This is a genomic window from Pseudomonas paraeruginosa (genome assembly GCF_003025345.2).
GTDB lineage: Bacteria > Pseudomonadota > Gammaproteobacteria > Pseudomonadales > Pseudomonadaceae > Pseudomonas > Pseudomonas paraeruginosa.
The window spans coordinates 2696168-2710130 of the sequence record NZ_CP020560.1 but is presented as its reverse complement, the minus strand read 5'-3'; the positions used below and the strand labels follow the sequence as shown (position 1 = coordinate 2710130).

At 70.1% G+C, this 13963-nt stretch carries 12 protein-coding genes and 1 pseudogene; 3 read left to right on the top strand and 10 right to left on the bottom strand.

The annotated features are described in order from the left end of the window. Nucleotides 1-50: 50 nt before the first annotated feature. A pseudogene (gene ppk2 / locus B7D75_RS13040) lies at nucleotides 51-964 on the bottom strand (polyphosphate kinase 2). A 260-nt stretch (nucleotides 965-1224) separates the two neighbouring features. Between ppk2 and B7D75_RS13035 the strand changes: the two are divergent. Further along, nucleotides 1225-1470 (top strand): hypothetical protein, encoded by a 246-nt coding sequence (locus tag B7D75_RS13035; RefSeq protein ID WP_034080619.1) that lies wholly within the window; start codon nucleotides 1225-1227, stop codon nucleotides 1468-1470. A 43-nt stretch (nucleotides 1471-1513) separates the two neighbouring features. On the opposite strand, the gene B7D75_RS13030 is transcribed toward B7D75_RS13035, so the two are convergent. The 3 genes from B7D75_RS13030 to B7D75_RS13020 are packed head-to-tail and all read right to left on the bottom strand — an operon-like array spanning nucleotide 1514 to nucleotide 4888. Next, a complete protein-coding gene (locus tag B7D75_RS13030; RefSeq protein WP_034080618.1) occupies nucleotides 1514-2518 on the bottom strand; it encodes an HlyD family efflux transporter periplasmic adaptor subunit in 1005 nt (334 codons plus the stop codon). Beyond that, on the bottom strand, nucleotides 2515-2724 hold the full coding sequence (locus B7D75_RS13025) for a DUF1656 domain-containing protein (protein ID WP_034080617.1): 210 nt from the start codon (nucleotides 2722-2724) through the stop codon (nucleotides 2515-2517). Before B7D75_RS13025 ends, B7D75_RS13030 begins: the two co-directional genes overlap by 4 nt. Then, nucleotides 2714-4888: an FUSC family protein gene (locus tag B7D75_RS13020; protein WP_107114082.1), complete on the bottom strand. Its 2175-nt coding sequence runs from the start codon at nucleotides 4886-4888 to the stop codon at nucleotides 2714-2716. The genes B7D75_RS13025 and B7D75_RS13020 overlap by 11 nt, the downstream gene beginning before the upstream one ends. A 400-nt stretch (nucleotides 4889-5288) precedes the next feature. Between B7D75_RS13020 and B7D75_RS13010 the strand changes: the two genes are divergently transcribed. Further along, the gene (locus B7D75_RS13010) at nucleotides 5289-6203 is read left to right on the top strand and encodes a LysR family transcriptional regulator (protein WP_003156892.1); all 915 of its coding nucleotides are present in this window, start codon (nucleotides 5289-5291) and stop codon (nucleotides 6201-6203) included. Between the two features lie 116 nt (nucleotides 6204-6319). Continuing rightward, entirely contained in the window at nucleotides 6320-6589 is a 270-nt protein-coding gene (locus tag B7D75_RS13005; RefSeq protein ID WP_003156891.1) for a hypothetical protein, read from the top strand. Between the two features lie 152 nt (nucleotides 6590-6741). On the opposite strand, the gene B7D75_RS13000 is transcribed toward B7D75_RS13005, so the two are convergent. The 6 genes from B7D75_RS13000 to hflK (B7D75_RS12975) form a co-directional block, all read right to left on the bottom strand. Beyond that, the gene (locus B7D75_RS13000; protein ID WP_034080614.1) at nucleotides 6742-7287 is read right to left on the bottom strand and encodes a DUF4946 domain-containing protein; all 546 of its coding nucleotides are present in this window, start codon (nucleotides 7285-7287) and stop codon (nucleotides 6742-6744) included. Next, complete coding sequence (locus B7D75_RS12995) at nucleotides 7284-9266, bottom strand: heavy metal translocating P-type ATPase (RefSeq protein ID WP_033999440.1); 1983 nt, start codon at nucleotides 9264-9266, stop codon at nucleotides 7284-7286. The genes B7D75_RS13000 and B7D75_RS12995 overlap by 4 nt, the downstream gene beginning before the upstream one ends. Nucleotides 9267-9294: 28 nt before the next feature. Further along, nucleotides 9295-9729 carry a hypothetical protein gene (locus B7D75_RS12990; protein ID WP_012075630.1) on the bottom strand — a complete coding sequence of 145 codons (435 nt, stop codon included), beginning with the start codon at nucleotides 9727-9729 and terminating at the stop codon, nucleotides 9295-9297. Between the two features lie 147 nt (nucleotides 9730-9876). Continuing rightward, nucleotides 9877-10917 carry a protease modulator HflK gene (gene hflK / locus B7D75_RS12985; RefSeq protein WP_043103213.1) on the bottom strand — a complete coding sequence of 347 codons (1041 nt, stop codon included), beginning with the start codon at nucleotides 10915-10917 and terminating at the stop codon, nucleotides 9877-9879. After that, nucleotides 10914-11939: a protease modulator HflC gene (gene hflC, locus B7D75_RS12980; protein WP_107114081.1), complete on the bottom strand. Its 1026-nt coding sequence runs from the start codon at nucleotides 11937-11939 to the stop codon at nucleotides 10914-10916. The genes hflK (B7D75_RS12985) and hflC overlap by 4 nt, the downstream gene beginning before the upstream one ends. Nucleotides 11940-11950: 11 nt before the next feature. Beyond that, entirely contained in the window at nucleotides 11951-13948 is a 1998-nt protein-coding gene (gene hflK, locus B7D75_RS12975; protein WP_107114080.1) for a protease modulator HflK, read from the bottom strand. Nucleotides 13949-13963 lie beyond the last annotated feature (15 nt).

The window sequence follows — 13963 nt, the reverse complement described above, 5'->3', positions numbered from 1 at the left end:
CGGAGGAACAAGGGACGACCCGGTGGGCGAAGCACGCGGTGCCGCGAGGCTCAGTAGACTTCCGGGATGATGATCTCGCCGGGCGTCGGATGCCTGACGTAATCGGCATGGCGCAGGCGCTCCGGCAGGTGCACCGGCGGCTGCGGAACTTCCCGGTAGGGCATCTGCTGCAACAGGTGGTGGATGCAGTTCAGCCGCGCACGCTTCTTGTCGTCGGCCTGCACCACCCACCATGGCGCCTCGGGGATGTGGGTACGCTCGAGCATGGTTTCCTTGGCCTTGGTGTAGGCCTCCCAGCGCCGCCGCGACTCGAGGTCCATCGGGCTGAGCTTCCATTGCTTGAGCGGATCGTGGATGCGGCTGAGGAAGCGCAGGTGCTGCTCGGCGTCGGAGATCGAGAACCAGTACTTGAGCAGCTGGATGCCCGAGCGCGCCAGCATCTTCTCGAACTCCGGCACGCTGCGGAAGAACTCCTCGTACTGCTCGTCGTTGCAGAAACCCATGACCCGCTCGACCCCGGCGCGGTTGTACCAGCTGCGGTCGAACAGGACGATCTCGCCGCCAGCCGGCAGGTGCGAGACGTAGCGCTGGAAGTACCACTGGGTCCGCTCGCGGTCGTTCGGCGCGGGCAGCGCGGCGACCCGGCAGACACGCGGGTTGAGGCGCTGGGTGATGCGCTTGATCACCCCGCCCTTGCCTGCCGCGTCGCGGCCCTCGAAGAGAATCACCACCTTGTGGCCGGTATGCACCACCCAGTTCTGCAGCTTCACCAGCTCCCGCTGCAGGCGGAACAGCTCGCGAAAGTAGCGGCGCCGGCCGAGTTCGCCGGGCGCGTCCTCCTGCTCGGGCCGAACAGCTCGTCCAGGTTCAGCTCGTCGTCGAGCAGCTCCTGCTCCAGTTCCTCGTCGTGCCGATCGAGCCAGTCACGGCCGAGTCGGCCCGAGGTATCGCCATAGGAGTCCATGCGGTGCTCTCCACGTCCTGCCGAAAATACCGCGAATGCTAGGCGCGCCCTCATGGCAGTTTCATGACGATTCGATGAATGGCGGGAGCGCACCGGCTGGCGACGGGCGCCGACCGGCGACCGCGAGTCAGAAAATTCCTTAATCATTTGAGGTACTTAGCGGAAGCTGGCCAGCCTCTTCGCACTTTCAACATGCTCCGAGCCCCGGCGTCCGCCGGGAAGAAACGCGCCTTGCTGCGCCCAATCAACGGAGATCATCCATGCAAGCATTTACCAGACAACAGCTCATCGATGCGCTGAACGCCCAGAGCAGCGACCTCGCCACCCTGCAGAGCCTGATCGTCGGCCTCTACCTGTGGATCCGCGACAGCCATGGCCAGGCCAGCGTCGACGCGGCCTTCCAGCGCGCCCGGGAGGAGGCCAGGCAATTCCGCCGGCAGGCCGGCAACCAGGCGGACGAACGACTGATCCTGCAACTGGCGGAGATCATCCGCGAACAGCCCTAGCCCCTGTCGCATAGCCAGGGACGACTGACCCGCCGGGCCTGACTCAGGGCCGCGCGACGGTCTCCGGCGCCCCGGCGTCCTCTCCGGCGGCGCCTTGCGCGGGAAACACGCGGATGCTCGCGGTCACCCCGGCGCGCAGCGTGTTGCGCTGCAAGTAGGCGGGGTCGATGGCGATGCGTACGGGAATCCGCTGGGCCAGCTTGACCCAGGTGTAGCTCGGGTTGATGTTCGCCAGCAGGCGCGATCCCTCGGCGTTCTCCCGGTCGGTGATGGCGTGGGCGATGCTCTGCACATGGCCCTCGAAGCGCTCGCCGCTCATCAGTTCGACCCGCGCCCGGCTGCCTATGCGGATCCCCGGCAGCTTGGTCTCCTCGAAGTAGCCGCTGACATAGAACGAATCGCGATCCACCAGCGCCAGCAGGGGCACCCCGGCGTGGGCATAGTCGCCTTCGCGGGTCTGCAGATTGGTCACGTAGCCACTGACCGGCGCGCGCACCCGGGTGCGCTCGAGGTCGAGGCGCGCCTGCTGCAGCGCCGCATCGGCAAGCTCCACGTTGGCCTCGGCGAGACCGAGGCTGGCCTGGTTCCTCAGCAGCTCGGCCTGGGCCAGGCTGACGTCGGTCTGAGCCTTTTCGTTCTCCTCCACCGACAGCACCGAGCGTTTCTGCAGGGCCGAGCGCCGCTGCGCCTCGCTGCGGCGCTGGCGCAACCGGGCCTGGCTGGCCTCGATCGCCGCCCGCGACTCGCCCAGCGCCGCCCGCGCCACGCTCACCGCGCGCTCGGCGCGCAGCACCGCCAGTTCATAGCGCGCCGGGTCGATGCTGAGCAGCAGGTCGCCCTTCTCCACCGACTGGTTGTCGCTCAGCGGCAAGCGGGTGATCAGCCCGGAAACGTCCGCCGACAGTGTCACCACATCGGCGCGGACCCGCGCGTCACGGGTCCATGGCGTGCGGGTGTAGCGCTCCCAGGCGAGAAACACCAGCGCCGCCGCCACCAGCACCGCCAGCAGGGTGGCCAGGCGCGGCCATTTGCCTTGCAACAGATTCATCGGGACATGCCCCCCATCCACAGGATCAGACCAGCGCAGATCGCGCAGTACAACGCGCCCTGGAACAACGCTTCGTGCCACACCCGCTGCAGCACGCCGAGGCGCCGCAACAGCGGGTTGAGCAGCAGGAAGATCAGCCAGGCCAGCAACAGCGCCTGGGCGATCGGCGGCAGGTAGGCGCCGCCGACCTCGATATCAACGGGCATGTCCGCCCTCCTCTTCCCGTCCTTCGATGACCGCCGGCTCCACGCGGTCTTCCTCCAGCAAAGTCCGATAGCGCTGCAGCGACTGCTGCAGGATCAGCAGCGCGACGATCATGATGAAGCGCTGGCGGGTCGCCGCGGCGTCCCGGCCAGGCAAGTCCTGCAACGCCTCCAGGCGCTCGCCGAAGCGCCGCAGGCCGGCTTGCACGCGCCCCTGGCCGGGCGCCCCGGCGGCACCCGCCACGTAGGCGGCGATCTCCCCCAGCAGCTCGCGCAGCAATGGTTGCAGTCCGACCGGTACCACGCGGGCGTCGCGCAACGGCTCGCGCAGGCGGTTCAGCGCCACGCCCATCACCACGCAGCCCAGGGCGCACTGGAAGCGCTCCGCCGAACGGGCATCCTGGCTCGCCGGCAACAGGCCGACCATCACCGCCAGGCGATCGATCATCCGTGTCTCGAAGGCGAAGCGCTGCGCCTCGCTGGCCTCGCAGCGCGACATTTCCGCGACGTCCTGGCGCGACAGGTACAGCAGGCGGCGCAGGCGCGGGTCGGCGCGGAACGGATAGACCAGGGCGAACACCGCCAGCGCGAGGACCGCCGCGGCCAGGAAACCACCGACGAACTCGAACCACTGCGAGGCGTCGCTGTAGTACACCGCGATGTTCTGCGGCGCCACCATCAGCAAGGTCTCCAGGCCGATGCCCATGGCGATGCCGGCGGTCAGAGGGCTGCTCAGGCCGATCGCGACCACGTACAGCAGTAGCGCCATCCACAGCGCCAGCCATTCGAAGTCGGCGCAAGCCGGCAACAGCACGAACAGCAGCGCCGCCGAAATCAGGATCGCCAGCAACAACCCGCGCAGGAAATTCTGCGCCGCCAGCAGCGGACGCGGGAAGGTCGCCATCAGCGAGCACATCACGCCGACCAGCAACAGGCTGCTGAGGGCGCCGTTCCAGGCGCTGGTGATCCACAGCCAGGCGGCGCAGGACAGCGCGACGAAGGCGCGCAACGCATTCATCGAGGCCAGCGCCCAGTCCAGGTGCAGCGCCTGGGCCCTGCCGCGGCGATAGAAGCTGCTTGCCTGGCGGCCGGACTGGATCGCGTCGTTGAGTTCCAGCACCTCGCCCAGGCGCTGGAACAGCCGCGCATACTCCCAGCGCAGGATCGCCACCTGCGGACGCAACGCCGGGCTCAGCGCCTCGTCGTAGGATTCCGCGCGTGCCGCCGCGGCGTCGAAGGCCTGGCGTACCGCCTGAAATTCCTCCAGTACCTCGGCGGGCACCGCCCGCCCCTGTTCGGCCAGGGCATCCAGCACCTTCAGCGCGCGCTCGAGCAGCGCCTGGATGTCCGCCGGCAGCGGGCCGACCCAATGCGCCCGTACCAGCAGGCGATGCTGGCGCAGCAGCAACAGGCGCGAGGCGAGCAGCACCAGCAGGTTGCCCAGCAGCTGCACCAGGCCGTCGGCGCGGCGCAGGCCGGGCGCGTCGAAATACAGATGGCGGCGCAGTCCGTCCAGGGCGGTGATGCTGCCCACCAGTTGCATCTGCCGCTGGTTGAACGACTCATCGCCCTCGTCGCCACGGATCACCGCCGCGGCGTGCCGGGCGGTGCCGCGGAGCAACCCGTCGACCTGTGCGAAGTAGCCCCTGGCGACCGCCTGCGGACGGGCACTGAGCAGGCTGACCAGGGCCACGCAGGCCACCCCCAGCAGGGTCTCGGTGACCCGCACCACGGCAAGCATGAAGGTATTGTCGGGATCGGGGATCGACAGCACCGCGACGATCACCGCGGTGAAGCCGCTGAGCACGAAGGCGTGCGAATCGGTGTAGCGCAGCAGCGTGCCGCCGGCGGTACAGAGCGCCAGCCAGAGGCTCAGGGCGATGAAGAACGGCAACGGCTGCTGGGCGAACAGCGCCATGATCAGCACCGCCACCACGGCCCCGGCGAAGGTCCCGAGGACCTGGGCGAAGCTGCGCTTCAAGGCCATCCCGGCCAGCGGCTGGCTGACGATGACCACGGTCATCAGCGCCCACTTCGGCTGCTCCAGGTCGAACAGGAAGGCCAGGTACAGGGTCAGCAGGCCGGCGACGACGGTGCGCAGGGCGAACAGCAGGGTTTCCCGCGGCGGCCGCCAGAGCATCCGCGCGTAGAGCTTCAGCCCCTCCATGCCGGGCCCCGCACCTCCGCTGGGTGACAGGCCGGGGGCGACGCGACGAACAGGCGAATCGACATGCTGGTTTCTCGCTCGGGCTAAGACGGTGTCCGCCTCAAGTCTAGAAGGCGAAAGAAAATCCGTGGCCGCCTACGGGGGCGGGCAGGCTTGGCCGGCCACGGAGCGACGCGGTCGCCGCTACAGGGTAAAAGCCCTGGCGGCCGTATCGATAGCGCTTCCAGGCGAAAACCGTTTTCGCTCAGAACGAACGCTGCACGCCCTTTCGATTGGTTAAGCTTGCTCCGGGCTGGATCGATTTAGCTTGCGAAATCAAGCGGATAGAGCGGCCAAAGGAAACCGACGAGGAGGAGCCGAGAATGCGTCGAGCGAATGCCACTGTGTTGCGAGCCTGCCCATGAGCCTGCGCTTCGACGACATCGAAGCCTTCCTCAACGTCGCCGAGCTCAACAGCGTGACGTCGGCGGCCGAGCGCATGAGCCTGTCCAAGTCGGTGATCAGCAAGCGCGTCAGCGATCTGGAAAAACGCCTCGGCGTGCGCCTGCTCTACCGCACCACCCGCAATGTCGAGCCGACCGAGGCCGGGCACTTCTTCTACAAGGCCGCCAAGGCCTCGCTGCAGGAACTCAACAACGCCGCGGAGATCGTCGCCCTGCGCGAGAACGACCTGTGTGGCGAACTGCGCATCGTCACCCCGATGAGCTTCGGTACCCTGTGGCTGTCGCCGATCATCGCCGACTTCATGAGCCAGCACCCGCGCCTGGAGATCGTCCTGCAGATGGACGACCGCCTCACCGACTTCGAAAAGGAAGGCTACGACCTGAGCATCCGCGTCACTCGCCTGGATGACAGCTCGCTGATCGCCCGGCCGCTGGCCAACAGCCAGCGGGTGGTCTGTTGCAGCCCGGACTACGCGCAACGCCACGGCAGCGTGGAAACCCTCGAGCAACTCATGCAGCACGAGTGCCTGGGCTACAACAACGCCTCGCCGAGCCAGGTCTGGACCTTCGAGCCCGCCTATCCCGGCGACAAGCCGCGCGCCATCTCGCCGCGCGGGCGCTTCAACAGCAACAATGGCCAGGCCATGCGCGACGCCGCCCTGCGCGGCCAGGGGCTGGCGCTGCTGCCGCTGTTCATCGTCGCCGAGGATCTGGGCAGCGGTCGCCTGGTCGACGCCGCGCCCGGCCTGCGGCCGCTCGACGATGTCATCTATGCGATGTATTCGCGGGCGGCGGCGATGTCGCCGAAGGTCAAGGCGTTCATCCAGCACCTGCAACAGGCGCTGTCCACGCCACCCTGGGGCAATGGCTGAACGACCGAACCATTGCGGCGACGCCCCGGTCAGATGAAAGGCATGCGGAGAAGACTCTGCGGAGCCCGTCGTCTCTCCCCGTCCGGCCATATCCGGCCCCACCCAGGAGAACAGCCATGATCACGCGTACCCTGCTCATCGCCGCCGCCCTGCTCGGCGGCACCGCTCACGCCGCCGAAAGCACCGACCTGTGCGGCGCCAACCTGCAGAAGCTCGACGATATCCTCGCCGTGCGCGACAAGACCTCGGTCACCGGCGCGCGGGTCACCGAGGTCAAGGAACTGCAAGCCAAGGCGAAGCAGGACCAGGCCAGCGGCGATACCAAGGGCTGCATCACCGCCACCACCCAGGCCTTGCAGATCCTGCAGAACACCGGGAAGAAGTGACCCGCGGCAGACGCGAGGCGGAGGCCGGCATTGGCGGATAACCGCAAGCGGTCATCCGCCCTGCGCCGACGCAACCCTCCTGAGGGCGAACAACGCCGCAGGCGTTATCCGCCGACACTCCCGTCCCCCGCCCCGGCCGCGTCCGATTGCGCTCACTCGAAGCGCAGGCTTTCCCGTACCGCGCGGATTTCCGCCTGGCTTGCATCGTAGGCGTCGGCCAGGCCGGCATAGGACAGCGAGTAGGCCGAGTTCCTGCCGGCCGCGGCGAGCAGGGTCTGCTTCATCACCACGGCGCCGCGCTGGCGAACGGTGCAGGTGGTTTCCAGCGCCGCCAGCCCACCGGTGGAGGAAGACTCGGGCGAGCTGCAGGCGGTCTGCAGGCCGTTGCGCAGGAATTCGATCTGAACCAGCTTGCGCATATGCCCGAGGACCTTCTCCAGGTTCACCTCCTGGCCGCTCTGCAGCGGCATCCGCGTCACCTCCATCACCAACGCCTGGGAGCCGTCGGCCTGCAGCTTGACCGCGCGCTGGCGCTGGCCGGCGCCGGCCTGGCCGGGTTGCGCGGCGGGCAGGTCGCTCACCTGCCAGCCCGCCGGCCAGCGAGCCATCGACGCCTCGGCCAGGCTCAGCGCGGAAAGCGCGCCAACCGCCAGGGCCAGCCAGCGCCAGCCAGTGCGTCGCGTTTTCTCCCGTCTCACGCGGTACCCTCCTCTTCACCTACTACCATCGCCGCCCGGGGCTGCCCGAGCGGCTCCTCGAAACGCAGCAGGCGTCCGGCGTTGCCCAGCACCAGCAAGGTGCTGAGGTTGTGCAGCAGCGCCGCGACCATCGCCCCGGCCGCGCCGAGCAGGCCGAAGGCTGCCGCGGCGACGATCGCCAGGGTCCAGCCGAGGCCGATCGCCACGTTGACCTGCAGGGTCCGCCGACACTGCCGGCTGAGCCGCACGCAGGTGCCGAGCCGGCGCAGGTCGCTGCCGATCAGCACGATATCCGCCGAGGCCAGGGCGATGTCGGCGCCGCCGGCGCCCATCGCCACACCGACCACGCCGGCCTTCAACGCCAGCGAATCGTTGATGCCGTCGCCCACCACCATCGGCCGGAAGCCGCTGCCGATCTCCGCGCCGACCTGGCGCAACTTGTCCTCCGGCAACGCCTGCGCCACCACCTGGCTGACCCGCACCTGCCGCGCCACGGCCTCGGCTACCGCTTGGCGATCGCCAGTCAGCAACAGTTGCCGGCCCAGCCCCAGCTCACGCAGCTCGGCCAGGGCCTCGGCGGCCTCCGCGCGCACGCTGTCGGCCAGCAACAGCCAGCCGAGGAAGCGCCCGGCCAGGGCGATGCCGGCAATCGGTCCCTCGTGCGCCGGCACCTCGCCGGTATCGATGCCCAGTTGCCGGAACAGCTCGGGGCGACCAAGGGCGGCTTCGCCCGCCTCTGTTCGTGCGACCACGCCGAATCCCTGGCGTTCGCGGATATCGCTCAGCGGGTGGTAGGCATCATGCGCCGCCAGGGCCGCCAGCGCACGGCTCACCGGGTGGCTGCTGGCGGCGCCGAGGCTGGCGGCCAGGCGCAGCACCTCGTCGCGGCTGGCGCCGACCAGGCGCAGGTCCTGCAGGCGCAGGCTGCCGTGGGTCAGGGTGCCGGTCTTGTCGACCACCAGCGAGGTCAGGTCCGCCAGTTCTTCGAGGAACGCCGAACTGCGGATCAGGATCCCATGTCGCGCAGCCACGGCGATGCCGGCGATGGCGGTGGCCGGCGCCGACAGCACCAGGGCGCAGGGGCAGGCGGCGACCAGCACCGCGAGCATGGCCTGGGCGTCGCTGGTGACGAACCAGGTGACCGCCGCGATCATCAGCACCAGCAGCAGGTATTGCCCGGCATGGCGCTCCAGCAGGCGAGTGATCGGCGGCTTGGCGCGTTCGGCCTGCTGCATCAGGCCGATCACCTTGCCCAGCGTCGAGGCATCGCCGGTACGGGTCACCTCGATGCGCAGCAGGCCGTCGAGATTGATCGCGCCGCCGTAGACCTCCATCCCCGGCGCCACTTCCAGTGGCACCGACTCGCCGGTGAGCGGCGCGGTGTCGAGGCTGGCCTCGCCGTGCAGGACCCGACCGTCGGCCGGAACCCGGTCGCCGGCGCGCACCTCCACCTGGTCGCCCGGACGCAGGCTGGCGTTGTCCACCTCGCTCAGGCTGCCGTCGGCCTCGATCCGCCGGGCATGGCTGCGGGTCAGTTCGCCGAGGGCGGCGATGGCCTCCCGGGAGCCGATCACGCTGCGCTCCTCCAGCACGTGGCCGAAGATCATGATGATCGGCAGCAGCGCGGCGGTCAGCAGGTCGCCACTGGCCCAGGCGCCGAGCATGGCCAGGGCGATCAGCTGGTCGGTGACGCCGTGCAGGCTCGGATGGCGCAGGCTGTCCCAGGCCGAGCGCGCAACCGGCAGCGCCACCAGCAGGGAGGCCACGCCGAGCAGGATCTGGCTGACCCCGGCCTGGTCCGCCGCCAGCCAGCGCCAGGCCAGGCCGAGCAGCAACAGGCCGAGGGCGAGCATCGCCAGGCTCAGCTGGCGGGCGGCGCGGCGCTGCTCGGCGCGGCTGAGCAGGCCGCCGCCGAACGGCAAGTGATGATGGTGATGCGCGCAGCCGCCATGGCTGCCGTGGGCGGTCGGCTCGCTCATGCGCACCTCCCGGGGCGAGCCGCGGCGGCTATTGGGGGAAGCGCGCGTCCGGCCGCCGCACGTAGTCGCGGGCTTCCTTTTCGGTCAGTTCCCAGATCTGCTTGACCTGGCCGTTGGCGTCGCTCTTCAGGCCGACGAAGCTGCCCCTGAGCTGGGGCATCCGACCATAGACGATGAACAGGTTCTGCGCCGTGCGGATACGTACCGAAGGCGCCACCCGATAGCTGACGGTCTTCTTTCCCAGGCCCAGGGTGAGCACGCTGCGCAGCAGGCTCTGCCTGGGCTTCTTCAGGGTGATGACCGGGTATTGCGCGCTGGCCACGAAGCCCACCAGCAGATCGCTTGGCAACTGCCGCGCCAGCGTCTGGGAGCTGCCCAGCAGCAACACCAGCCCGCACAATAGCGCCTTGCCCCGGGACAACCGCGCGCCGTCGCCCGTGAATGGAATACCGCCTGCCGTCATTGCCCGTCCCGTTCGCCTGGTTGTTCGACTCGGCGCGGCGCTTCGCTGGCGCATGCCGAGAGTTGATGCCGACGCAGGGTAGCCGTTTCACGTTCGCTTGTCCGTCCATTGTTTCACAGCCCGCGAAGGGCGCCTCCGGTCCGCGGCTCATGGTTGCCCGCCTTGCAGGATCAGGCGGCCGTCGTCGCGCGGATCGACGCTGTCGACCGAGCCGGCCTTGCCGAGGATCGTCGGCACCCGTTCGCGGTACAGGCGCCAGAGCAGGCCGGGATCGGTGGCGCCCAGCGCCGGGCTCAGGCCGACGATGCTGGCGCTGTCGCGGCGCGCCCTGGCCAGCCGCTCGCCGGCCTCGGCGCGGGCGACCTGCAGGGTACGGTCGGCGCCCTCGGTGGCGGCCTGGGTCAGCCGCGCCGCCTCGGTGCGCGCCTTGGCGATATTCTGCTCGGCCAGCTGGCTGGCGGTCAGCACCGCGTTGAAGGCGCTCACCGCATTGCGCGGCAGGCTCGACTGCACGTCGACCCGCACCACCTGGATGCCCAGTCCGCCACCGGCCTCGGCCAGCGCCGCCAGGCTGCGGTTGATGCCCCGCACCAGGTCGCCGCGCAGGCGTTCGCGGCGCTCGGCCACCGCCGCATCGTTGCCGAGCAGCTCCGGGCGCGCCACCAGGATGCTGTCCAGGTCGCGCGCGGCGCAGACCTGCACGGCATTGCGCGCCACCAGCCGGTCCAGCGCCGGCAGCACGTGCGCGCCCTGCAGGACGTAGGCGTAGGGATCGTCGACCTTGTAGAACACCCGCACGTCCAGCTGCACCACCCCGGCATCGCCGGTCAGCAGGTAGCCGGAACCGGCCAGCGCGTCGCTGGACAGGCTGACGTCGAGGTCGGCGCGACGCGCCTGCTCGGAGCGCAACAGGCCCTCGACGCGGCGTTCCATCACCTGCTCCGTCGACGGCAGCAGCACCACCTGTTCCAGCGGCCGCGGCCAGGCCAGCAGCAGGCCGGGACCGGCCAGGCGTTCCAGCGCGCCCAGGCGCAGCACCACGGCGCGGTTCTCCGGGCCGACCTGGCGGACATTGGAAAACGCCCAGGCCAGCGCCGCCAGCAGAGTCACCGCGAACAGCCCCAGGAACGCCAGCCGTCCGGCCTGCAGCCAGGGACCGCGCAGCCCTTCGCGCGAATCGCCGCTCATGGCCGGCGCCCGTTGGCCGCTGCTTCGGCGGGAAGCGTCGGCGGCCCGTCGACCAGCACGCGGAACGGCGCGGCGTCGGTACGCAGCACCAGGCGGGTGTCGCCGTTGACGATGGTGCCGAGGGTGTCGAGCGAGCGCAGCAGGTTGTACAGCTGTGGCGAGCCGGCATAGGCCTTGCCGTAGATGCGCGCTGCCTCGACCCGTGCCTGGGCCTCGATCTCCGCGGCTTTCACCGAAGCCTCGGCCTGGATCACCCGCGCGTCGCGCTCCGCCGCCGAACGGATCTCCGCGGCCTGGCGCCGGCCCTCGGCGGTACGCTCGGTGGCGATGGTCTCGCGCTCGGCGCGCATGCGGTCGACAGTGGCGCCGAGGGTCACGCTGGGCAAGGTCAGGCGCTCGATACCGACCTGCACCACCCTGACCCCATAGGTCGCCAGCAACTGGCTGTCGATCTGCTCGCGCAGGCGCGCCTCGAAATCGCCGATGCGCACCCGCGACGCCTCGGTGTTCACCAGGTCGGCCAGGTCGTAGGCGCTGGCGGTGGTCTCCAGCGCCGAGCCGACGAAGGTGCGCAATTGCCGCGCGGCTTCGTCCGGCTGGTTGCGCACCGCGCGCATGAAGCGCTGGACATTCCCGGCATCGCCCTGCACCTGCCAGGCCACGTAGGCCTGGACGATGATCCGCAGGCCGTCGCGGGTGCCGACATCCTGCAGGCCGCTGGAGGTGGTGCGCAGGCGCAGGTCGACCGGGATCGCGTTCTCGAACGGCAGCGGCAGGCGCCAGGCCAGTCCGGGTTCGAGCAGGACCCGCGCCGGATTGCCGAAACGGGTGATGACCATCGCCTCGCCCGAACGTACCTGCACCAGGCAGGCGGCAGTGATCACGAACAGCACCAGCAGGGCGGCGACCAGCAGGCGCCGCCATGGCGGCGCGGAGGCGTGATCGTGATCGTGATCGTGATCGTGATCGTGATCGTGATGATGGTCGGGATGGCCGTGCGAGTGGGAATGTCCGGGGCTCAAGAAGGCGCTCCTCATGGTGCGGGTTGCCCGGCCGCGCGCGCCGGGACGGCGGGCGGACGGGACGAAGACGGGGAATCCAGGCGACCGAGGCCGAAACCGCGCAAGTCGATGGTCGGCGCGCCCGTACCGGCGATGCGGTGATCGACCAGCAGCAGCCGGGCCTTGCCCAGACCGAGGCCGAGTTGCTGGTAATAGGCTTCCAGCAGGAAGGCCTGGCCGGCCTCGGCATAGCCCTGGCGCTCGGCGGCGAAGCGGCGCTCGGCCACCTGCGCGACGGCGAGGGTTTCGCGCGCCTGCGCGCTGGCCTGGTCGTGTGCCACGCTGGCCCGCAACTGCGCCTCGTTGCGCTGTGCGGCGGCCTGTCCGCGCTCGCGGGCGATCAGCGCCCGGGCGGTAATCTGCGCGGCCTGCACCGCATGATAGGCATTCGCCGCGCCGGCCGGCGGGTGGATCGCCTCGATCGCGGCGCCGAGCACTTCGACCCCGCTGCCAAGACGATCCAGCTCGGCCTGCACGGCCTGGCCGATTTCCCCGGCGAGCCCGGCGCGCTGTTCGCCCAGCACTTCGTCGAGGGTCCGCGAGGCGAAGGCGTGCACCAGCACGCGGCTGGCGGTGCTGCGCACCAGCGCCGGGAGATCGCCGCTGCGGTAGGTCGCCGCCAGTGCCGCCGCATCATCGAGGCCGATGCGGTAGACGATGCGAACGTCCATGTTGACGATCTGGAAGCTCTGCCGGTGGTCGGCCAGGCTGGCGATGACCTGGGACTTTTCGCTGACATGGGAGGCGTCCCACAGGCGGTTGGCACTGTCCGGCGCCGGGCCCTCGGCGGGCGCCAATGGCTCGGCTTCGCCGTTGCCGGTGGCGACGCTGGTGGCCAGCTCATGGACTACGCCGTTCTCCACCGCCAGCACCCGCCCCAGCGGCCAGGGCAACCCCAGGTGGAGGCCGGGGCCGAGTACCGCGACCGGCTTGCCGAAGCGCTCGTAGACGCCACGCGCGTCCATGCCGATCTCGCGCACGCCGCTGAGCAGCCAGCCGCTCAGCGACACCACCGCCAGCACCGGCAGGAAGGCCCGGCGCATGAAGCCGAACGCCCAGACCTGGCGCAGGTCGATGCCGAAACGCTGGTGCAATTCGTTCTGCAGACGCTGCAACGGACGCGGCGGCCAGCGCAACAGGTCGGCCAGCAGGCTGGTCGCGACCAGGCGCGGCTCGAGACCGGCGCGCGGCGGCGCGAACATCGCCAGGATCGCCCTGCCCAGCAGTTCCAGCGCCACCGCGCCCGGCAGCAGGCCGAGCAGCACCGCCAGGCGCGGCGCCCACGGCTGTCCCTGGCGGGCCAGGAACAGACCGAAGGCGGCGAGCAGCAGCGTACCGATCAGCACCCGCGCCAGTTGCCCGAGCGACGACGCCTCCGGCCACTGCATCTCGCCCTGGGCGGCGAAGCGGCGTTCCAGCACCAGCACCGCGAAGGCCAGCAGCAGGCAGAAACCGATGCCGAGGTCGGCCGCCTGCCCGGAATTCGTCGGCGGCAGGTCCAGGCGCCAGCCGGCCACCACCAGGCCCAACGCCAGCGCTGCGCTCGCCGCCAGCCAGAGGGCGGCCTGGCCAAGCTGGGCCAGGCCCCCGGCGACGGCCTGGCCAAGGCGCTCCAGCAAGCGTTCGTAGGCCGTATCGGGAACGGGCTCGAGATCCGCCCGCGGCCAGCACAGCCAGGCTGGCCGCGCACTGGCCTCGGCGCCCAGGGCGACGCAGCGCCAGGCCGCGACGCGGTAGGCCGCGTGCAGCCCGGCGAACAGCACCAGCCAGGCCGCGCCGAGGTTGTACAGCAGCGGAGGCCAGAGCGAGTCCGCGGCGAACAGGCCGACGAAGAAGCCCAGCAAGGCGCAGGCGCCCCCCAGCCCCACGCTGGCCAGCCCCCACCACCACAACTGTCGCAACTGCCGCGGCGCCTGCTGGAAACGTGGCAGCGCCTCGGCGGCGACTTCGGCATCCAGGTCGACTCTCATCTTCACTCCCGCAGA

Excerpts from the sequence above, each read along its gene's own strand:
- B7D75_RS13035 (WP_034080619.1), top strand. The coding sequence starts at position 1,225 with ATGCAAGCATTTACCAGACAACAGCTCATCGATGCGCTGAACGCCCAG.
- B7D75_RS13030 (WP_034080618.1), bottom strand. The coding sequence starts at position 2,518 with ATGAATCTGTTGCAAGGCAAATGGCCGCGCCTGGCCACCCTGCTGGCG.
- B7D75_RS13025 (WP_034080617.1), bottom strand. The coding sequence starts at position 2,724 with ATGCCCGTTGATATCGAGGTCGGCGGCGCCTACCTGCCGCCGATCGCC.
- B7D75_RS13020 (WP_107114082.1), bottom strand. The coding sequence starts at position 4,888 with ATGGAGGGGCTGAAGCTCTACGCGCGGATGCTCTGGCGGCCGCCGCGG.
- B7D75_RS13010 (WP_003156892.1), top strand. The coding sequence starts at position 5,289 with ATGAGCCTGCGCTTCGACGACATCGAAGCCTTCCTCAACGTCGCCGAG.
- B7D75_RS13005 (WP_003156891.1), top strand. The coding sequence starts at position 6,320 with ATGATCACGCGTACCCTGCTCATCGCCGCCGCCCTGCTCGGCGGCACC.
- B7D75_RS12995 (WP_033999440.1), bottom strand. The coding sequence starts at position 9,266 with ATGAGCGAGCCGACCGCCCACGGCAGCCATGGCGGCTGCGCGCATCAC.
- B7D75_RS12990 (WP_012075630.1), bottom strand. The coding sequence starts at position 9,729 with ATGACGGCAGGCGGTATTCCATTCACGGGCGACGGCGCGCGGTTGTCC.
- hflK (WP_043103213.1), bottom strand. The coding sequence starts at position 10,917 with ATGAGCGGCGATTCGCGCGAAGGGCTGCGCGGTCCCTGGCTGCAGGCC.
- hflK (WP_107114080.1), bottom strand. The coding sequence starts at position 13,948 with ATGAGAGTCGACCTGGATGCCGAAGTCGCCGCCGAGGCGCTGCCACGT.